The organism is Parapedobacter flavus, from assembly GCF_035818675.1.
GTDB classification, from domain to species: Bacteria; Bacteroidota; Bacteroidia; order Sphingobacteriales; family Sphingobacteriaceae; genus Parapedobacter; species Parapedobacter flavus.
Genome location: NZ_JAYKZZ010000029.1, coordinates 68,248 through 88,293, shown reverse-complemented (window position 1 = coordinate 88,293; position 20,046 = coordinate 68,248). Strand labels below are relative to the sequence as shown.

Annotated in this window: 20 protein-coding genes and 1 tRNA gene; 13 read left to right on the top strand and 8 right to left on the bottom strand. The window is 50.4% G+C overall.

Annotated elements, in window-relative coordinates; translation table 11 throughout:
- Positions 1-66: 66 nt before the first annotated feature.
- Both U9S71_RS19185 and U9S71_RS19180 read right to left on the bottom strand, forming a co-directional pair.
- Positions 67-435, bottom strand: a complete 369-nt coding sequence (locus tag U9S71_RS19185) for a methylglyoxal synthase (RefSeq protein ID WP_326329386.1) — start codon at positions 433-435, stop codon at positions 67-69.
- Positions 436-487: 52 nt separating this feature from the next.
- The gene (locus U9S71_RS19180) at positions 488-1,540 is read right to left on the bottom strand and encodes a patatin-like phospholipase family protein (protein WP_326329384.1); all 1,053 of its coding nucleotides are present in this window, start codon (positions 1,538-1,540) and stop codon (positions 488-490) included.
- A gap of 369 nt (positions 1,541-1,909) precedes the next feature.
- Here U9S71_RS19180 and U9S71_RS19175 point away from each other — a divergent pair, with 369 nt between their 5' ends.
- The 4 genes from U9S71_RS19175 (at position 1,910) to U9S71_RS19160 (ending at position 6,589) form a co-directional block, all read left to right on the top strand.
- Positions 1,910-3,220, top strand: a complete 1,311-nt coding sequence (locus tag U9S71_RS19175) for an ammonium transporter (RefSeq protein WP_326329382.1) — start codon at positions 1,910-1,912, stop codon at positions 3,218-3,220.
- 136 nt (positions 3,221-3,356) lie between these two features.
- Positions 3,357-4,382: an outer membrane beta-barrel protein gene (locus U9S71_RS19170; RefSeq protein WP_326329380.1), complete on the top strand. Its 1,026-nt coding sequence runs from the start codon at positions 3,357-3,359 to the stop codon at positions 4,380-4,382.
- 176 nt (positions 4,383-4,558) lie between these two features.
- On the top strand, positions 4,559-6,451 hold the full coding sequence (gene htpG / locus U9S71_RS19165) for a molecular chaperone HtpG (RefSeq protein ID WP_326329378.1): 1,893 nt from the start codon (positions 4,559-4,561) through the stop codon (positions 6,449-6,451).
- Positions 6,452-6,515: 64 nt separating this feature from the next.
- Positions 6,516-6,589: transfer RNA gene (locus U9S71_RS19160), tRNA-His, on the top strand.
- A 53-nt stretch (positions 6,590-6,642) separates the two neighbouring features.
- Here the strand turns inward: U9S71_RS19160 and U9S71_RS19155 are convergent.
- The gene (locus U9S71_RS19155; RefSeq protein ID WP_326329376.1) at positions 6,643-7,185 is read right to left on the bottom strand and encodes a dihydrofolate reductase family protein; all 543 of its coding nucleotides are present in this window, start codon (positions 7,183-7,185) and stop codon (positions 6,643-6,645) included.
- A gap of 133 nt (positions 7,186-7,318) precedes the next feature.
- On the opposite strand from U9S71_RS19155, the gene U9S71_RS19150 reads away from it, so the two are divergent.
- On the top strand, positions 7,319-8,491 hold the full coding sequence (locus U9S71_RS19150; protein ID WP_326329375.1) for a damage-control phosphatase ARMT1 family protein: 1,173 nt from the start codon (positions 7,319-7,321) through the stop codon (positions 8,489-8,491).
- A 160-nt stretch (positions 8,492-8,651) separates the two neighbouring features.
- Positions 8,652-9,239, top strand: a complete 588-nt coding sequence (gene msrA / locus U9S71_RS19145) for a peptide-methionine (S)-S-oxide reductase MsrA (protein ID WP_326329374.1) — start codon at positions 8,652-8,654, stop codon at positions 9,237-9,239.
- 8 nt (positions 9,240-9,247) lie between these two features.
- Here msrA and U9S71_RS21120 read toward each other — a convergent pair whose 3' ends face one another.
- Complete coding sequence (locus tag U9S71_RS21120) at positions 9,248-9,514, bottom strand: SemiSWEET transporter (protein WP_436410341.1); 267 nt, start codon at positions 9,512-9,514, stop codon at positions 9,248-9,250.
- A 184-nt stretch (positions 9,515-9,698) separates the two neighbouring features.
- Between U9S71_RS21120 and U9S71_RS19140 the strand changes: the two genes are divergently transcribed.
- The gene (locus tag U9S71_RS19140) at positions 9,699-10,538 is read left to right on the top strand and encodes a phosphodiester glycosidase family protein (RefSeq protein WP_326329373.1); all 840 of its coding nucleotides are present in this window, start codon (positions 9,699-9,701) and stop codon (positions 10,536-10,538) included.
- 23 nt (positions 10,539-10,561) lie between these two features.
- Here the strand turns inward: U9S71_RS19140 and U9S71_RS19135 are convergent, their stop codons facing one another.
- The gene (locus U9S71_RS19135; RefSeq protein ID WP_326329371.1) at positions 10,562-11,047 is read right to left on the bottom strand and encodes a YdeI/OmpD-associated family protein; all 486 of its coding nucleotides are present in this window, start codon (positions 11,045-11,047) and stop codon (positions 10,562-10,564) included.
- Between the two features lie 142 nt (positions 11,048-11,189).
- On the opposite strand from U9S71_RS19135, the gene U9S71_RS19130 reads away from it, so the two are divergent.
- From U9S71_RS19130 to U9S71_RS19120, 3 genes are all read left to right on the top strand, one after another.
- Positions 11,190-11,759 carry an RNA polymerase sigma factor gene (locus tag U9S71_RS19130; protein ID WP_326329369.1) on the top strand — a complete coding sequence of 190 codons (570 nt, stop codon included), beginning with the start codon at positions 11,190-11,192 and terminating at the stop codon, positions 11,757-11,759.
- Positions 11,740-12,006, top strand: a complete 267-nt coding sequence (locus U9S71_RS19125) for a hypothetical protein (protein WP_326329368.1) — start codon at positions 11,740-11,742, stop codon at positions 12,004-12,006. The genes U9S71_RS19130 and U9S71_RS19125 overlap by 20 nt, the downstream gene beginning before the upstream one ends.
- An 85-nt stretch (positions 12,007-12,091) precedes the next feature.
- Positions 12,092-12,778 carry an ATP-dependent Clp protease proteolytic subunit gene (locus U9S71_RS19120; RefSeq protein WP_326329366.1) on the top strand — a complete coding sequence of 229 codons (687 nt, stop codon included), beginning with the start codon at positions 12,092-12,094 and terminating at the stop codon, positions 12,776-12,778.
- A gap of 14 nt (positions 12,779-12,792) precedes the next feature.
- Here U9S71_RS19120 and U9S71_RS19115 read toward each other — a convergent pair whose 3' ends face one another.
- The 3 genes from U9S71_RS19115 to U9S71_RS19105 form a co-directional block, all read right to left on the bottom strand.
- Positions 12,793-13,362 (bottom strand): YdeI/OmpD-associated family protein, encoded by a 570-nt coding sequence (locus U9S71_RS19115; RefSeq protein WP_326329364.1) that lies wholly within the window; start codon positions 13,360-13,362, stop codon positions 12,793-12,795.
- Between the two features lie 215 nt (positions 13,363-13,577).
- A complete protein-coding gene (locus U9S71_RS19110) occupies positions 13,578-13,805 on the bottom strand; it encodes a hypothetical protein (RefSeq protein WP_326329362.1) in 228 nt (75 codons plus the stop codon).
- Positions 13,806-13,958: 153 nt separating this feature from the next.
- Entirely contained in the window at positions 13,959-14,777 is an 819-nt protein-coding gene (locus U9S71_RS19105) for a carboxypeptidase-like regulatory domain-containing protein (RefSeq protein ID WP_326329360.1), read from the bottom strand.
- A 129-nt stretch (positions 14,778-14,906) separates the two neighbouring features.
- Between U9S71_RS19105 and fbaA the strand changes: the two genes are divergently transcribed.
- The 3 genes from fbaA (at position 14,907) to U9S71_RS19090 (ending at position 20,036) form a co-directional block, all read left to right on the top strand.
- On the top strand, positions 14,907-15,986 hold the full coding sequence (gene fbaA / locus U9S71_RS19100; protein WP_326329358.1) for a class II fructose-bisphosphate aldolase: 1,080 nt from the start codon (positions 14,907-14,909) through the stop codon (positions 15,984-15,986).
- 153 nt (positions 15,987-16,139) lie between these two features.
- Positions 16,140-18,386 (top strand): hypothetical protein, encoded by a 2,247-nt coding sequence (locus U9S71_RS19095; protein WP_326329356.1) that lies wholly within the window; start codon positions 16,140-16,142, stop codon positions 18,384-18,386.
- Between the two features lie 213 nt (positions 18,387-18,599).
- Entirely contained in the window at positions 18,600-20,036 is a 1,437-nt protein-coding gene (locus tag U9S71_RS19090) for an alanine/glycine:cation symporter family protein (RefSeq protein ID WP_326329354.1), read from the top strand.
- The last annotated feature ends 10 nt before the right edge of the window (positions 20,037-20,046 follow it).

Here is a 20,046-nt window from a genome sequence, read left to right as displayed (position 1 = left end):
CGCAAAATTAATCAAAAAGTGTATTAGTCGGATACATCATCGCTAATTATGGTGTTGGCGACCGCCTTAACCGAGGCCTTTCAGTATCAATTCGCCGGTGGCGGGATTGGTGGCCAATGGCACGTCATACACATCGCAAACGCGCATCAGCATCTGGATATCGGGTTCGTGGGGGTGTTTACCCAGTGGGTCGCGGAAGAAGATAATGGCATCGATTTTCCCTTCGGCTGCCATGGCCGCGATTTGGGCATCGCCCCCTTTCGGGCCGCTCAACTTCAACTCCACCTCCAGGCCTGTCTGCCGGATATACCCTCCCGTGGTGCCCGTGGCGACGAGTTTCGCCTCCTTCAATACGGCGAAGTGATCCTTTACAAATGCCACCATCTCCGGTTTTTTGCCATCGTGCGCGATAAGCGCAATTGTTTGTTGTTGCATCAGTTGATTTTTTTTTATGTTTCTTATAACGAAGGTGTTGCCGTTTAAGCCCTCATTTAGTGGATAAAAACCGCCATGGGCTCTTGGGCTGCGAATCGTCTTTTTCGTTCACTAACTGGGTGACGATCTGGTTGATCAATTCATCATTTTCGCTTACCATGCGGTCGCCCAGAGCAATGAGCTTCTGGATATTGCTGGGGCTGGCCGCGTCGAGCTCTTCCTGGATACTGTGCAGGTTTTTCGGTTCGATGCGGATGTACTGTTTTTCTTTGCCTACCGAACGGTACAGTTGCTCGAGGAAAAAATCGCTGCTCTCGGCGGCGCCGCTCATCATGATGTCTATCAATGCCGGGCCGATGGATATGGCGCGGCTTTTCTTGAAGTGTTCATAGTCGTACGCCTTGCGCGAGCGCCCGGTTCCCAGCGAGAGAATCCATATGTCGTTGATTTTGGTCTGGTTAAACGCTCTTGTTACCTCCACCAGTGCGCTCATGGACGGGTTGGGGGCGAAAACGCCGCCGTCTAACAAGGGATAGCGCGTGCCGCTCATGGACCGTATTTCGGCCACGCTGAAATAGGTGGGGGCCGCAGAAGTGGCCCGGCATACATCGCGCAGGTAGAAGTCGCGGGGGTCGCCCCGGGTTATGGCCGTCTGTTGCCTGAAGAAATGGGTTTTCCGCAGTTCAATGTTGTATGCGGTTACGATACAGGGTTTCAATAGCTCGCTCAATTTGCGTTCGCCGAAGTACGATTCGAGCACATGCTCCAACGTGGTGCTGGGATAGCGTTCGCTCAACAGGCCGAATTTGGCGACCAATCGGCGGAAAAAGCCCGCTTTGAAGATGGCACTGCCGTGCTTTACATAGATATCCAAGGCTTCTTGTGCCGAATATTTCGGGCGTAGTGGGTTTTCGTCGTCGGGGCATAACAGCAGGCAGGTCAATATGCCTCCGGTACTCGTTCCGGCGAAGAAATCAAAATGGTCTACGATGGCAGCGGTAGGGTCGTTGCTTACGCGCTGCAACCGCCGTTCCAACGCCACCAATAGCATACCGGGTATGATACCACGGATACCGCCGCCGTCAATCGAAAGGATTTTCTTCATCGTTTATGCTTTGCCGGTAAACTTAGATAAAGTTGTTTCGAAATACAACATATAATTTAATCGTTTGGGATCACCTTGTTTGTTTTCATGTTAGGGAATAGTTTGATGAATTTGGGTGTATAACTCAAAAATAATTGGCAAAAAGATTAATGTTTAGGTATTAATCTCATTTTAGCCTGAAATTTATCACATAATATCATGTTTTTGGCAGATATATTCGATTTGTATTGGTTTATTTATCAATAAATGAGTTTAACATGAAAATATTTTAATATTTATGTTGTTTTTATGAAATATTTGTACACTTTTGCATTAAATATTGATATAGTTATATATTTCTAACGAATTTTACGACAAAAAAACAAAAGTATGGAAACAAAAAAATCTATTTTACCCTTTCTGGTGTTGGTGGTTGTGACGCTGCTGGCATTTTTCTTTCCGGCGTTGCCGGCCGATAACGCGGGCGAGTACGACGGTGCCGACGTCGCCTGGATGCTCACCTCCACCGCCCTGGTACTGATCATGACGCCGGGTCTCGCCTTTTTCTATGGCGGCATGGTCAAGAAGAAGAACGTGATCTCTACCATGTTTCAAAGCTTTATCTGTATGGCTGTGGTTGCGGTGATATGGGTGGTATTCGGTTTCAGCCTGGTATTCGGTGAGTCGATTGGCGGCATTATCGGCAATCCGGCTACCTATTTCATGTTTGAAGGCGTGGTTGGCGGTCCCAATTGGCCCGGCGCACCCACCATCCCCTTTGCGCTGTTCGCCATGTACCAGTTGAAATTTGCCATCATCACCCCGGCGTTGATTACCGGCGCTTTTGCCGAGCGCATCCGGTTTAAATCGTACGTGTTGTTCCTCGTGTTGTTTTTCGTATTCATTTATGCCCCGTTGGCACACGCCACATGGCATCCCGATGGCTTACTGGCCGGTATGGGGGTACTCGACTTCGCGGGAGGCACGGTGGTGCACATGTCGGCAGGCGTAACGGCCCTGGCATCTGCCCTATACCTTAAACAAGGCAATGGCTCAAGCGGCTCGAACCCTGCACGGGTCACCTATGTGATGCTCGGCACCGGATTGCTTTGGTTCGGTTGGTTTGGGTTCAATGCCGGGTCTGCATTCGGAGCAAATGGATTGGCTGCATCGGCTTTGGCCACTACAAGCACAGCGTCCGCCGCGGCGGCACTCGCATGGATCTTCTTCGACGCCGCACGGGGTAAGAAACCAACCGCGATAGGTGTCTGCATCGGCGTGGTCGTGGGCTTGGTAGCCATCACACCAGCAGCAGGATTTGTTACGGTAAGCCATTCACTGATTATCGGCGTTGTGGCTTCGGTTATCAGTCGGCTCGTGGTCGAGTGGCGCACACATTCGCGGGTAGACGACACCCTCGATGTTTTTCCGAGCCACGGCGTGGGCGGTATGGTAGGCATGATCCTTACCGGTGTTTTTGCTACCCATACCATCAATGAGGTGGTCACAACCGATGGGCTATTCTTTGGCCAAACAGGACTATTCGTAGCCCACTTAATCGGGTTGATCGGTGCAGTAGCCTTTACCTTCATCATGGCGTTCGTGCTATTGAAGGTGACCGATTCGGTCAGCAAGCTGCGCGTCTCCGTAGAAGAAGAGGAGCAGGGGCTCGACATCACGCAACACGGCGAAAGCCTTTAAGTACTCAACAAAAACGGTTGAATGGGATAGCGGGGCATGAGCCATGCGCTATCCCGGATCCAACCGATGGTTTAACTGCTTTACTTAAGATGGCCTGGAAACTATGCTTAAGACAAAGCGAGCTATGTATACAAATATGAAAAAAATTTTTATTGCAGGAAGCCTTTTACTCGCTGGATTCGCAGCATCGGCTCAAGACGAATCATTAACCATCTCCGGTTCGGTTGATGCCTATTATAAATACGACTTTTCGGGTTACAAAGATGGCGATGGCCTGGGCAACATCCCGACGTCATTTGCCAATGAGCAGAATTCCGTTTCGCTGGGCATGGTCAACCTCATCGTCGGTAAAACCGTGGGCAAGGCATCGTTCGTCGGCGATGTGTCTTTCGGGCCCCGCGGCGGGTACCAGTCGCTGCTCAACGGTGGCGATGGCAATTCCTTCCACATCCAGAACCTGTATATGAGCTATGCCTTTACGGATAAGTTCTCCATGACCGCGGGCTTTATGGGCACCTTTGTGGGCTACGAAGTCATTTCACCCACCGGAAACTTCAACTATTCCACATCCTACCTGTTTTCTGCGGGCCCGTTCCAGAATGCGGGTATCAAAGCGGAGTATGCATTTTCGGACCGGGTAGGGTTGATGGTGGGGTTGTTCAACGATTGGAACGCCTACCAGGATTTCGACGGGGTGTCTGATTTCGGCGCACAGCTGTCGCTCACCCCGGTGGATGGGTGGGATGCCTATATTAACTTCCTGACCGGCAGTACCGGCACCATCGTTGACCTCACCACGGCATACCAGGTGACGGATGCATTCAAAGTAGGGCTCAATGCGGCCGACTTTTCCGATGCCGGCGATACCGACGGCGGATATTCCGGTGGTGCATTGTACCTCCAGTACGGGTTCTCGGAGGCGTTTGCCCTCGGTGCAAGGGGCGAATATTATACGGAAAAAGAAGACGGTTGGGCATTTGTTCCCGGCGGTGAGTCGGTCGTGGGCTTAACCCTATCGGCCAATGTGAAAGCCGGTCCGCTGACGATGATTCCCGAATTCCGGCTAGACAATGGATCGACCGAACTCTTCTATAAAAACGCGGACATGGATCCGACGAAAAGCGCGTCGCAATTTTCATTGGCGTTGGTTTACGCATTCTAGTAGCTCCGGCTACCAGGTTGCTGACACATGAATGGACGACCCAACGGGCCTAAAAACCTGTTGGGTTTTTTTGCGCCAGAATGTCCTGCCATCCTGACGTTCGGGCGCTGTTGGAACGTATATTGTATGGTGCCGTATAGCTAATAATTTACAGTTTATTCTATAGTTAGTGATATATGAAAAAGGAAAAAGGCAACATATCCATCCACACCGAGAACATCTTTCCGGTCATCAAAAAATTCCTGTATTCCGATAATGAGATTTTCCTGCGCGAGCTGGTGTCTAATGCCGTTGACGCTACGCAGAAAATCAAAAGGCTGGCTTCATTGGGCCAGTACAAAGGGGAGCTGGGCGACGTGACCATCGATGTGGCGTATGACGAAAAGGCCAAAACCATCACCATTTCAGACCGTGGTATCGGGATGACGGGCGAGGAAGTGAAGAAGTACATCAACCAGATTGCGTTTTCGGGCGCAACGGAGTTTGTTGAGAAGTTCAAGGAGGCGAAAGACGCCAATGAGATCATCGGCCGCTTTGGCCTTGGTTTCTATTCGGCATTCATGGTGGCCGACGAGGTGGAAATCCAAACGCTTTCCCATCAGGAAGGCGCCGAGCCGGTCCGTTGGGTGTGCGATGGCAGCACATCGTACGAGCTGTCTAAGGGAACCCGCACGGAGCGGGGCACCGACATCATCCTGCACATCAACGAAGACTCCGGCGAGTTCCTCGAAAAGAGCAAGCTACAGGATATCCTCGAAAAGTATGGCAAATTCCTGCCTGTGTCCATCCGTTTCGGAACCCGCACCACCAGCGAGCCCGATGGCGAAGATGAGGAAGGCAAGCCCAAGTATAAATCGGTAGAGGTAGACAACATCATCAACAACACCAATCCCGCCTGGACGAAATCGCCTTCGGAACTGAAAGATGAAGATTACCTGGCCTTCTACCGCGAGCTGTATCCGTATTCGATGGATGAACCCCTGTTTTGGATACACCTCAATGTAGACTACCCCTTCAACCTTACAGGCATCCTGTATTTTCCCAAACTGAAGGAAAACTTCGAGGTACAAAAAAATAAAATCAAGCTTTATTCGCGCCAGGTGTTCATCACCGACGAGGTGAAAGACATCGTGCCCGAGTTTCTGATGCTGTTGCACGGGGTGATCGACTCGCCGGATATTCCGCTCAACGTATCGCGCAGCTTCTTGCAGGCCGACAGCAACGTGAAGAAGATCAATGCCCACATTACGAAGAAGGTGGCCGACAAATTGGCTGAACTGTATAAAGGCGACCGCAAAGGGTTTGAGGAAAAATGGAAAGACATCAGCCTGTTCGTGAAGTACGGGATGCTGAGCGATGACAAGTTCGCCGAGAAAGCGAACGATTTCTGCCTGGTGAAAAATACCGACGACGAGGTGTATACCCTTAAGGAGTACGCCGAGAAGGTAAAGGATATCCAACAAGACAAAGACGGCAATGTGATTTACCTCTATACCAACGATGCGGCCCAGCAGGATAGCTATATTGCATCGGCCAAAGATAGGGGGTATGACGTGCTGGTGATGGATTCGCCCATCGATAGCCATTTCGTGGCCTATTTGGAACAAAAGGCCGAAAAGACACAGCTTAAGCGGGTCGACGCCGATGTCATCGATAAACTGATCCAGAAAGACGAAGCCAAGGAATTGCAGCTGAGCGAAGAGGAAAGCAAAACCGTGGTGTCGCTCTTTGAAAAGGCGATTAGCCGCGATAACATGAAGGTGGAGGTAGAAGCGCTCGGTGAGCAGGAGCTACCCGTTACCGTGACCATCGACGAGTTTATGCGGCGCATGAAAGACATGGCCCAGACCGGCGGCGGCATGAATTTCTACGGTGCCATGCCCGATAATTATAAGGTGACCGTGAATGGGAACCACCCCTTGATCAAACGCGTCCTTTCTTCCGAAAATGAGGAAGAGCAGCACCAGCTGGCGAAGCAAGCCTTTGATTTAGCGCTACTTTCGCGCGGGCTGCTGACCGGAAATGAGCTGACGAATTTCGTGAAGCGGAGCGTGGGTTTAATCGGTTAATTGTTTTTTATAAAACTGTTGTTGGATTGTGGTTTAATTCCTATTTTTGCAATCCAATAACACGGTAGGTATAGCTCAGTTGGTTAGAGCGCCTGATTGTGGTTCAGGAGGCCGTGGGTTCGAGTCCCATTACTTACCCGGTTAATAGTTAAAGCACTTACAAATGTAAGTGCTTTTTTTGTGCCAATCGGTTACCTCCGATAAGTGAGTACCATGCCGCCATTGACCAGTTGCTGGGTGCGGATAAGGGTTAAGTTTTCATGGGCGGTCCGTTGCTTGAAAAGCGGCTGGCCGCTCCCCAATATCACTGGAGCGATTCCAATCCTGTATTCATCGAACAAGTGGTTGTTGATGAACGTCTCAGAAAGGTCCGCACTGCCGAACACATACAGGTCTCCGCTGCCTTCCGTTTTCCGCTTAGCGATTTCCGCGGCGGCGTCCGTCGTGATCAGGGTCGTATTGTTCCAGTCTGCCGACGTCAATGTGCGAGAGAAAACAAGCTTGGGTATTTCGTTCATCAGATCCGCGATTTCGCCCGTTGCATTTTTCCAATGCGCTGCCATGCCTTCGTAGGTTACCCGGCCGAAAACCAGGCAGTCGGCGGCGTGTAGTTGTTCGATGCTCAATTTCTCGAGCTCTTCGCCCCATACTTCATGGAATGGCAAGTCCCAATGGCTTTCGCCCTCGAAGTACCCGTCGAGGGTAATGATGTTCCACATGATTAATTTTCTCATATCATTCATTTAATAATTTCAACCCAGCTAAGCTCGGTAGTAATCCTCAGAAAGCGCGTGGCAAAAACAGACAAATACGGGGTGAAAATAGACAAGATTTGCTAGGTTTGCCAGTAAACAGCATTTATTATCGATGAAATCAAATTTGCCCCGTCCCATATCAGCCACCACGAGTCCTTTCGCGGCATTCACGTTCAACGAACGCTTTCCGTTTATCATCAACCAACTCAGGGCTAACAATCCGCTTTCGCCAAGCCAGCAAACCGATCTCGGCAATCTGCTGGACGAAATAGCGACCGGGGTGGTGCCGCCTGCCGACGATGTATTTTACCCCGAAGACCGGATATATTGGAAAACTTTCCTCGCCGACCATGCGGGAAAAGGGGTTGCGGAGGTCCCCTTTTTTGAAGCGGAGGCCTATATCTATTACCGCATCATCCGCCTGGTAGACCACAAGCATACCGGCCTGGACCCGTTCCATGATTTGAAAGCGGATAGCCTGAAGCATCACCGCGACTTTGCCGAAGCCATGGCCAGTAAGCACATGCAGCAACCGCCTGTTTTCAATGCGGAATATTTCACCGCACTGGTGCATGCTGCGTTATGGGGAAACAGTGCCGATTTGAGTCAGCTGGAAACCAATGATGCACTGATCGATCCAGCCCTTCGGAACAACCTGGTGATTGACGACTCCGCGTTGCTATGCGACTTGATAGCCGCTCCGGCTTCCCGCGAAGTGGATGTCATCGCCGACAACGCCGGGCTCGAACTGCTTTCGGATCTTTTTCTGATCGACTATCTGTTAACGACGGGGCAGGTGTCGCGAGTTAACCTACACCTGAAAGCATACCCCACATTTGTGTCCGATGCCACCATCCGCGACTTCGTCGGCCATTTGGATATTTTACGAGGTTTCCATTCCGAGCCGGTAACACAGTTCGTCGACCGACTGGAAGGCCATCGCGCCGGCGGAAGGCTCCAGCTGCTCGACCATCCATTTTGGAACAGTCCGTGCCACTTTACGAAGCTGCCCCCGGCGATTACACAAGGCTTTAGTGACAATACGGTGCTGGTTTTTAAAGGCGACGCGAATTACCGGAGGCTGTTTGAAGACCGCGAATGGCCTTATACGACGCCGCTTGAGGGTATGTTGGACTACCTGGACCGTCCTTGCTTTTCGATCCGGACGCTCAAGTCGGAAATTGTGCTGGGGCTAACCGAGTACGAGGTACAGCGACTTTTCGAAGCCGATAAAAACTGGATCACCAACGGTAAGTATGGACTTATTATGGGCACTCAGGCATGAACGGTTTTATGCTACGCAATTATCGTTTGTATTTCGAAGTAACTTTAGCTAAGTTTGGTTGTATAATGGCTCGGGAGTGTAATGGCAAATTAAAGTACCGTATATGAACATAAAAGTGATGATCGGCGTTGTTGTTCTATTGGTTTTGTCTTTAGCATTTATGGCAAGCAGAATGATAAAACGGCCGCAAAACAACGACCAGTCAACGAAAGAAAGTGAATTAAATAAACAGGTAGACAATAAGGATATGGCAAACGGCAAAAAAGTATATATCGCAGGCGGGTGTTTCTGGGGGATGGAAGATCTGTTCAGAAAACAAAAAGGAATTTTAGACACCGAAGTAGGTTACATCGGTGGAGAAAATGAACATCCTACTTATGATAACCATCCCGGTCACGCCGAAGGCATCGAGATTACGTACGATACCACCGAAACCAATTTCAAGCAGATTTTGGATTATTTTTTCCGCATCCACAATCCGACCACCGTTAATCAACAAGGTAACGACATAGGATCGAGCTACCGATCAGCGATTTTTTACCAGAATGAAGAAGAAAGGCAAACCGCTGAAGAAGTGATAGCCATCGTAAACCAATCGAATCGATGGGACGGGAAAGTCGTTACTACACTAGAACCTTACACCAAATTTTGGCCCGCAGAGGATTACCATCAGGATTACCTGGTTAAAAAACCCAACGGTTATACCTGTCACTTTGAGCGGTTCGGAACATTTTTGGATGAAAAATAGAAAGACGCTCATCGTTTCTTTTTTCCAAAGATAAAGCAACAGAAGAGTAGTATGGAGTTGACAAGCGCAGAAAAAGCGTTTGAAATGATAATCGGGATCTCCTTTTGGAGAAATCCGTAATAGACCCATAGACTAACACCGGTGATCAGCACACAGATCGTGGCGACAGACAGATCAGCAGTTTCTCTTGTTTTTAAAACCTTAACTAGCTGCGGCAACATGGCAACGGAAGTGAAAGTTCCCGCGGCGATTCCGATTATATTTTCGTAAGTCATTTATCGCCCGCATTAATTTTTCATGTCGACAATTCGAATGTTTGCATAACAGGAGGGGAGTCAAATTGTTTTAAGGCCGTTGTTGACCAATCAGACATTCAGGTTATTCGTATACGAAACCGCTAAAATTGATATTTTTCGGTGCTCTTCCAGGGAATCGGTTTTTTTTGATACTTTTGGTTGCATGAAAAGAAACCTTTCGTTGCTCGTAACCGCCTTTTTATGGTTTATCCAATCTGCCTCGGGGCAGTCGCCCGATTCGATAGCCGTCGCGACCAAAACGTGGAATGCGACCGTCATCGATAAAGGTGTCGTGTGGAAACACGGGCATTTTGAGGAGCTATTCGGCAGCCGTCAGGACATCAATTTTATCGAAATAGACCTTCGGAAACACCGTCGGAAAATCCGTATTGCGGCCGATTCGGTGCGGCTGGACAGTACGTCGCGAATCGCTGGGGCACACGATGCCATCGTGGCCATCAATGGCGGCTTTTTCGATGTGAAAAATGGTGGTTCCGTCGATTTCGTGAAGGTAGGCGGCGAGGTTGTCAACCCCACACGGAAGCCAACCGACCGGGCCAGCGCCGTGTTGCTGATCACGAAAAGGAAAACCGAAATCCGGCCGGCGTCGGCTATCGACTATGCGCATAGTCAAATACCCAATGTGCTGCTCTCTGGTCCGCTGTTGCTCCAGGATGGTGCTGCCGCCGCGCTAAGTTCAAATCCGTTCAATAATAACCGGCACCCACGTAGCGCCATTGCCATAACGGCCAACCGTAAACTGATCTTTCTTGTGGTTGATGGCCGAAACCGGCAATCGGCTGGCATGAACCTTATCGAACTGACAAACGTGCTGCGGTGGTTGGGGGCAGACGATGCGATGAACCTTGATGGCGGCGGAAGCAGTACCCTCTATGCCAAGGGAGCTACGGAAAACGGCGTGGTGAATCATCCGTCGGACAACAAGCAGTTCGACCATTTCGGCCAACGTAAGGTGGCGAATATCATTTACGTGGCCGATTGAACTAATTAACGTCGGGACACCTGCTATCCTATTGTTTTCCGTCCAATGAATGGCCCTTTGCCTAAGAGGAAATCGATGGCTTTCGCCACATTGCGTTCGATGGTGGCTTCGGTTTTGAGGGATGAGATGTATCGGACGATTTCTTTTTGCATATAGGGGGCGAGTGCATCAAACCGCTCCTTCGCCTGCTTGTTTTGCGCCAGCGCTTCAGCCAACTTCGGATGGGGATGGAAGGAGCGGTCGGCAGGGTCAAATGCAATCTCCATCGTTACGGTTTCACCGATACGTTTTGGTGAGTTTTTGAGCATTTCGGTATTGACATACAGCCGCCAGGATCCGCTGTATTTCACCAGCGTTTGCCGGAAGGGCTTGCCGTTTATAGTGCCTTTAATCGGTATTGGGCTTTTATCTTTTCCGGCTTGGGCTTGGAGGGCGCTCAATATCTTTTCGGGAACGAATACGTAGGGATTGATGCCTATGATTTTCAGATTTGCAGTGAATTTCCACATGGTTGGCCCAATTTCGTCAAGTTAACGGGAAAAAGCAAAAATAGCATAAATTCATACCTTTGATCGGCATTCCGGATAACCGGCTTTGCTCTTTTGATAAAAAAAATAATAAACCGGGTGATCTCTTCCCTAAAAAAGACACATGATAAGAAAGAACACGATCATCATGGCCGAGACACGTAAAGCGGTTTTTACCGCGCTGTATGAAGCAAGTTTTCCGGCGGTTGCGCGGTACATCGCCCAACGGGGCGGTACGCTGGAGGAGGCGGAAGATGTTTTCCAGGATACACTGCTGGTGTACTATGAAAAAGCGCGCGGCGGATTATTGCACCTGGAACGGGGCGAAAAGGAATATATCTTTGGCGTTTCCCGCTACCTATGGGCTAAACGGTATCGCGAAAATATGCGGTATACATCGCTGGATGAAATGGTAGCCGCTTACGATCGACGGGACAGCGAACCCGGGTGGGCGGAACTGCCGGAACCGCAGATTGCCCACAGCCGTATGATCCGTGTATTGCAAACCGCGGGACAGAAATGCATGCAGCTGCTCTCCGCTTTTTATTATGAAAAACTCGATATGGACGACTTGGCTACGCGATTCGGGTTTTCGGGCAAACGCTCGGCAACGGTGCAGAAATTTAAATGCCTGCAAAAGGTAAAACAGTTGGTGAAAGAAAAATCCCTGCAGTATGAAGACTTCGTGGAGTGAATGGCAATGGCGGGAAGATTGCCTGCTGGGTGGTGCTTCCGGTGAACAACGGGCCCTTTTTAATGCGAAGCTGCTCCTCGATACGGAATTCCGCGATGCGGTATACTGGCAGCGGGCAACGTATCACGTTATTCGCGATTACAATCGCGTACAGCTACGTGAGGAGCTGAGGCAGGTGCATCAACGGTTGTTTGCCGACCCTGCGCACCGCACATTTGCGCAGAAGATAAAAGCGCTGTTTACATAATCCCTGATTTTCTAGAAAGTGAAGACATACCCCGGGCGGTGTGAAGCGCAAGCTATGTCCTTTAATTAACATAAATAGTTATATCATGAATCATTACAATGACTTCCGTAAGTATGCGGTGCACCATCGTGGCATCAATGGTTTGGTCGTCGATCAGTATATGTCGGCGATGCACCAGGCACCGATGCCCGTCGCCATGACGCCCTATATCACCGAAGAGCGACAGCTTAACGTGGCGCAAATGGATGTGTTTTCGCGGTTGATGGTAGACCGCGTTATTTTCCTCGGCGAACCGGTAGACGACCGTGTGGCCAACATCATTCAGGCACAGCTGCTTTTCTTGCAGTCGGCAGACGCAAAAAAGGACATCCAGTTGTACATCAATTCGCCTGGGGGATCGGTATATGCGGGACTTGGCATCTATGATACCATGCATTATATTGGTCCGGATGTGGCCACCATCTGCACGGGCGTTGCGCTGTCGATGAGCGCCGTATTGCTCTGCGCCGGCACGAAGGGCAAGCGCGCGGCCTTGAAACATGCACGGGTGATGATCCATCAGACGTCGGGCGGGATGCAGGGTACGGCTGCTGATATGGACATCAGTACCCGGCAGATTCTCAAAGTACAACAGGAGCTGTATGGCATCATTGCCGAACACAGCGGACAACCGTATGAGCGGGTGGACGAGGCTTCCAACCGCGACTATTGGATGACGGCTGCTGAAGCCCGGGATTTCGGGATGGTAGATGAGGTGCTGGGGCGGCGATGACGTCGTTACCCGCGTCAGAATCCATTCGGCTTTTTCCCTTGCGCCGCCGCGGCCGCGATTTCGGCGATACGTTTTTGACGTGTCTCTGGCCGCTTGGCCAATACGACCCATTGCAGAAGCGCTTTCCGGGAAGTTTTGCTCAGACTGTCGAAATAGGTTTTGGAACCATTATGGTCGTCGAGCGCCGCGGCTAAGTCGTCTGGGATGAGCAGTGCTTCAACGGTGTCGAGGATCGTCCACGAGCCGTTTCGCTTGGCCGTTTCGACGCAGTCCAACCCCGCTTGCTCCATTAGTCCATCGGCAATGAGCCGTTCCACTTTTTCTTTGTTGATCTTTGACCAGGTACCGGTGGGTTTCCGCTTACTGAAAAACTGTATGCTCCGATCATCATCGAGTTTCTTTTTGATGCTGTCTATCCAACCGAAGCACAGGGCTTCGTCGACCGCATCCGTCCAGCTAATCGTGGGTTTGCCGGTGTGCTTTTTGTACTGGATGAGCCATATGCCTTGATGCGTGCCGTGGTTTTCAAGGAGCCATTGGCGCCATTCGGTGTTGGAAGCTGCGTATATCGTTTCGTAGTCCATAGGATTTTTAGTTTGTGAATCATGGATAGGACAAAGGTATAATTATGTGGTGACAACGTTATGTCCTTAGCTTTTTCTTAGGATGTCGGCTGGTATGGAAGATATGTAGAATGTATACCAGTTGCTTTTCTGGCATATATTCATAAACGATAACAAAAGGGAAGGATGATACAACGTATTGACGATAGGAGCCAACTTTTACAGGAAATAGATGGCTATTTGGAGAACAGTCGTTGCTTTATTTCGGTAAAGGCTACGCCTTTGTCCCTCCCAGATTTTAAGTCAGCCGAACGCTTATCCAACGCTTGCACCTTTAATTCATCCTCCCACCAATTTGATGGGTTGTCTGCATGGATGGAATAATTTAATCCCAAATTGTCCAATAGGGCTCTGACTTTTTGTTCAGCACCTTGGTCATCAATATTTACGGTCAGTGTCGTCATCGCTTTTCTGTTGCCTAACAAAGGTAGCAGTTATTGTTTTGGTTTGCAAATGAAGGCATTTGAGTTGATAACGGTAATTGTGTGTCTTTATCGCGAAGTGTGTTGAAATTCTAGCTTCTTACCGTCCGTGAAATATTTGTTTTGAGTTATCGGTTACTTAAAACCGCCAAACACCGGCATCTTTGTCGGGTACGCTTCCCTGCGGGTGCTGAAATCCTTGTACTTATCACGGATATACATGAGCAGGTCATAGTCGGAAAATCCGTGCAACTGTTCATAGGTAGGCCTGAAAAACCAGTGGAAAACATCCAGCTCCGCGTCGGAAATATCCGTTTGCGCTTGGATGAGCTCCTTCGTATAGCGGCGGTCTACATAATCGTCGTGCTCATCGCGGATGAGTGCAGCCTTTAATACCTTGCTCCGTTTCTGCTCGCGCGAAAAGGAGGCAAAAAGCATGTTGAGGTTAATGCCAATACCCATTGGGGCGAGGGTCAGCGCCTGCCACGGCTTCACCGGCTTGAAGTTGAATTGATCGGCGTATGCATCCCGCATCCATAGAGAGTCTTTCACCGAGTTGCGCCGGCCCAATACCCGTACCTCCGCGAGGCCGATGGTTTTGCTTAGCAACGAAATGTAAAGCAGTGTATCGGGGGGAGCGTAGAGGGTGAGTGATGCCGGCTCGTAGCCCATATGCGAAACGGAAATGGTGATAGGGAAGTTGGTGAAGCCCGTGATGCCGAAACGCCCGGAAGCATCGGTCGCTGTACGGCGATTGCCTACCGTGATGTTGGCGGCCCGGACCGCCTGGCCAGTCTCCCCGTCGCGAACCACACCGCCTAGATACTGCGCCTGTGCCCGCATGGGCAGGGCGCTGCAAGCCATAAGCAAATAAAATAATATGGAACGATGGCTATCACGCATTCGGGGGGTAAAGGTAATGGTGGTATCGCTTATATCCAGCGGTTTTAACATTTGTTAACTAACGTATTGCTTTTTATCTTTGTTGTGCTTTACCTCATCAGGGAAAAATTGATAGTTACCGATTTCCAAAAATTTTGCCTACTTTCGGGGCCTTAAACAAACGATAACTAAGAGAATACCATGAGTTTAAAAGATTTTAAAGGAGTTGTCACCGGCGATGCCGTACAGGAATTATTTGAGATCGCGAAGACACATAAATTTGCCTTGCCCGCTGTGAACATTATCGGTACGGATTCGATAAATGCCGTAATGGAAACCGCCAAGGCGGTAAATTCCCCTGTGATTATCCAGCTGTCTAACGGCGGTGCACAATTTTACGCCGGGAAGTCGATGAACAACGACGGGCTGAAAGCGTGCGTACTCGGTGCCGTGTCTGCGGCGCATCATGTGCATCTGTTGGCCGAGCACTACGGTGTAGCGGTGATCCTCCATACCGACCATGCGGCAAAAAAGCTGCTGCCTTGGATTGATGGCATGCTTGACCATGGCGAACAATTCTTTAAGCAACACGGCAAACCGCTGTTTTCTTCGCATATGCTCGATTTGTCTGAAGAGCCGATTGAAGAGAATATCGAGATATCGAAGCAATACCTCCAGCGGATGAAGCCGCTGGGCATGACCGTGGAAATCGAACTCGGCGTAACCGGTGGGGAAGAGGATGGCGTGGATAACACCGATGTAGACAGCTCCAAATTGTATACCCAACCCGAAGAGGTGGCCTATGCCTACGAGGAACTGGGCAAGGTAAGCGATAAGTTCACCGTGGCCGCAGCCTTTGGAAACGTGCACGGGGTATATAAACCCGGCAACGTCAAATTGCAACCTGTTATCCTCCACAATTCGCAGGAATATATCCGTGAGAAATTCGGCCTATCCGCTGAGAAGCCGGTAAACTTCGTTTTCCATGGTGGATCGGGTTCGGCTCCGGAAGAGATTGCTGAAGCCATCTCCTATGGTGCCATCAAAATGAACATCGATACCGATATGCAATGGGCATTTTGGGACGGTGTACGCGGATACTACCAAGCGAATGAGAGGTACCTGCAAAGCCAGATCGGCAATCCCGACGGAGCGGACTCACCAAACAAGAAATATTATGACCCCCGCGTATGGTTGCGCAAAGGCGAAGATGCTTTCGTGAAACGCCTGACGCAAGCATTTGAAGAGTTGAATGCAGTGGATGCGAATAGCAAACTGTAGGCGAGCAACACCTCTTTCTATATCGAATACGTTAAAAATACCCAGCACTGGGTATTTTTTTTGGACCGAAGTGGGGTAGCTTTGACGTCAATTAGAAACAAAAAACCGTATTACGTCTTTCGAATATAGGCGGACTACAAAAAAATGTCAACCATGACGCGTCTTACCCCAATTTCATTCATCTTTTTTATCGCGGTGTTTTTACTTATCGCCATCAAGGGCTGTAAAAAGGATACCCCGCCGCCTGCACCTACCGAAGAGGAGTTGCAGGAGGAGCAGCTGACGGCGAATGCGGAATACAACGGTAGCATCCTCCCCGGTGCGGGCAATTTTTTTGTGAACGCCGACCTGCGACCCAGTCAGGCCGTGCAGCAGGTGGGCGCACTGTCGCTGGGGGGCGATTCACTGGTGTTACTGGGTTCAACGGATGACAGCGGCAACGTGGAGCTGGTGCACTCGGCGGGACTTGTTCGCGGCGGTAGCACTTCGGGGGCGCTTGTACAGGTCTCGGCCGGTGGGGCCGTCTCGGTATCGGCCATGGATGAAACAGCGCCCGTTGGCCCTGTGTTATCCTTGCGGCGGGTGAGTGAATCGGGTACCAAGATTTCCCTGCGGGAGTACAGTGATGACGGTGCTTACAAGACCTTGGCCAGTGGCTATTACGAAAACGGTGAGTTGCAGGCAGGGGTATTGCTGATGGATGCGAACGCCACACGGTCCGCCAGTAGCGGTTGCCCGCTGCCGGAAGGTGCGGGTGGAACCTATGGCCACCTGACGGATTTGGGCTATATACAGTGCATGCTGGAATACGCCATGGGGGAATCGGCATCGTTTCTGGCGGACTATATGTCTGCCAGTGGCGCGCATGGGGAAGCTGTTGGTGACTTGCTGGAAGCCGCAGACCGATTGCTGGCGACGTTGGACGGACTGGATCGACTGGATGAACTGCGGACATACGAGCAATCGCAAGGAAGTCGCTATGCGGGGCTGGTGGATGCGTACAATGCCGCATCGCAGTCCGCAGGCGAAACGGCGACCGTGCTGAAGCTGTCGCCGGAAGCACCTTCCTACAGCGAACGTGACGGTGGGGTGCTATCGTTCCGTGTCGTTGTGGTCGATACGGAGGAGGGAGATACTTCGACCGGTGAGCCGGTATACGCAAAGGTACGGCTGGCTAGCGCTGACGGTGCGACGGTTTACTTCGAGGAAGTGCGGGCGGTTGACACCGGGGCCACAGAGATTCGATTTGACCCGCGACAGATGGAAGGTTATGGTGAGGTAGAGTCGCTGACGTTCAGCTACGGACTGGTGTCAGACGGCGCGCCAGCTACGGTAAACATACCGATAACGTATACCGTGCCGGATAAAATCACCATAAAATCAGGGAATAATCAGGAGGTGAAGATGTTGCAAGAGGTCCCGGAATTATTGGAAGTGACCGTTACAGCAACCGATGGACTCCCTATAGAAGGCGTGCAGGTGATTTGGAAGATAACCAAGGGTGGAGGACATTTTGGCGGCAATGCTTCGGCTTCAGTGGAAGCAGCTACCGGTGAAAGCGGCATTGCCCGGGCACCGGTTAAATGGCAACTGGGCAGGAAAGGGGATCAGGAGGTCAGCGCAACTGCATACGACAAAGACGGATCCGTTATTGATGAAACCACATTTGTCGCTTTTGTATACCAACCAAAACGGGAGTTGGTTTACTTTACCGGCCTTGACGATCACAATGGTGTTCCGCTTGATGAACGTACACCCGTAAAAATAATTGGAGCGGGTGAGCGCTTCGAAGCGTATCATAATGTAGCATACGCATTTCGTGTGAAAGAAGACGGTGAGTTTGTGCATGGTGGTCGGGAAATATTGACGGCATTCACGGACGGAAAAGGGCCTTGGCAACAGCGGTCGGGTGATTCCTTTTTTTTGGAAGACTATGCGATAGGCTATATTAATGGACAGGGATTATTAGATACCCTTCGTTTTGATGTGGTTGTTAAAAACACGTTATATGACATGGTGGTAGGCCGAATATTACGGCAACGTTTCCTGAATGGTGATATCACATACTATCAATTTAATAAAGGTGGAAGCGTATCCATCTATCATAATAACAATATGCAGACCGAGACCAAAACATATGTGCTGACCATCGATGAACCTGTGGGACAGCGCGGGAACCTATTCGCGAATTCGCATACGTTGTGGTTTTGCGAAGACTACACCTACCACGAACCCAATATCGGTGTGGTCTATATTGGGGCAGAACGGGGCAAAGGAATCAGTGACTATGACCTAAGCATGGGTATACAGCGGCTCTATGTGAATGAAAACGGTAAATTGACTTTTAACGATGGGCTAAGTCGGGGCTGTGTAGACTACTTGCTAGAATGGGCGGACTGATGGCTTTCGACGGTTGTACGCACCCGGTTGATTGCCAGGACCAATGATCGGTTTACGGCTCGGTGCGGGTAATTTTTTGTTGCACGCTAACGGTTAACGATTCACAATAAAAAAATAGCAGAATGCCGCAGAATTCCCTAATTTGCGGGCCTTGAAAAAATTGCTAACCGTTAAAACAGTAAATAAAAACAGTCGTTCCGACTGCAAAACCTTATGGAACAGCTTATTAAGGCCGTTAACGACGTGGTGTGGAGTGACGCGCTCGTTGTGCTATGTATCGGGGTAGGGGTATATTTCTCGTTCGCTACTGGATTTCTACAGGTCAGGTACCTGAAGGATATGGTAAAGCTGCTGTTTAGCGGTGGCTCATCTACTAAAGGTGTTTCATCCTTCCAAGCTTTCGCCCTGGCGCTGTCGGGTAGGATTGGTACCGGTAACATCGCGGGTGTGGCCACGGCCATTGCCATGGGTGGGCCCGGTGCCGTATTCTGGATGTGGCTCATCGCGTTCCTGGGGGCATCGTCGGCCTACGTGGAGGCGACACTGGGCCAGATATACAAGGAAGTGAAAGATGGACAATACCGTGGTGGTCCGGCGTTCTATATCGAAAAGGGACTCGGCGTAAAATGGTACGCGGTGGCTTTTGCCATCGTCACCATACTGAGCACGGCGTTGTTTTTGCCGGGCGTACAAAGTAACAGCATTGCGCTGGGCGTAGAGAATGCATTTAATATCCCGGTGGAGTATACGGGTATTGGCCTCGTTATTTTGCTCGGCCTCATCATCATCGGCGGCGTGAAACGCATCGCGAAGGTAGCCGAGGTGGTGGTGCCCTTTATGGCGGGTGCCTATATTCTTACTGCGCTAATTATCATAGGAATGAACTTCCAGGATATTCCAGCCGTTTTCGGACTGATCTTCCGTTCAGCTTTCGATTTCGAACCGGCTTTTGGCGGGATGCTGGGCATGGCGATATCGTGGGGGGTGAAGCGGGGTATCTACTCCAACGAGGCGGGGCAGGGTACCGCACCCCATGCGGCGGCGGCGGCCGAGGTGAGCCATCCCGCCAAACAGGGACTGGTGCAGGCATTTTCGGTGTATGTGGATACGCTTTTTGTATGTACGGCGACCGCACTCATGATTTTATTTACGGGGGCATATAATGTGCAAAAGCCGGACGGGGGGTATGTCGTTGAAAACATACCTGGGGTCCAGATTGGCTCGGAATTTACGCAACATGCCGTAGCACATCATTTCCCCAGCATCGGCGCCGGGTTTGTGGCCCTGGCATTGTTCTTTTTCGTGTTTACCACCATCATGGCTTACTACTATATGGCAGAGACCAACCTTAGCTACCTTGATAAACGGGGCAAGCAGCGTTGGGCGGTGTGGGCACTTCGGGTCCTCATCCTGTTTGCCACCTACTATGGTACCGTCAAAACAGCTGAAATGGCATGGACCATGGGCGATATCGGGGTGGGAATGATGGCATGGCTCAACCTGATAGCCATTATCCTGCTACGTAAGCCGGCATTGAAGGCGCTCAAAGATTACCGCCAACAGCGGGCCGAAGGGAAAGACCCGGTGTTCAACGCCGACGAGTGGGATATTAAGCATGCCGACGAGTGGTCGAAACGAAAAAATGGGTAGATTTCGTATC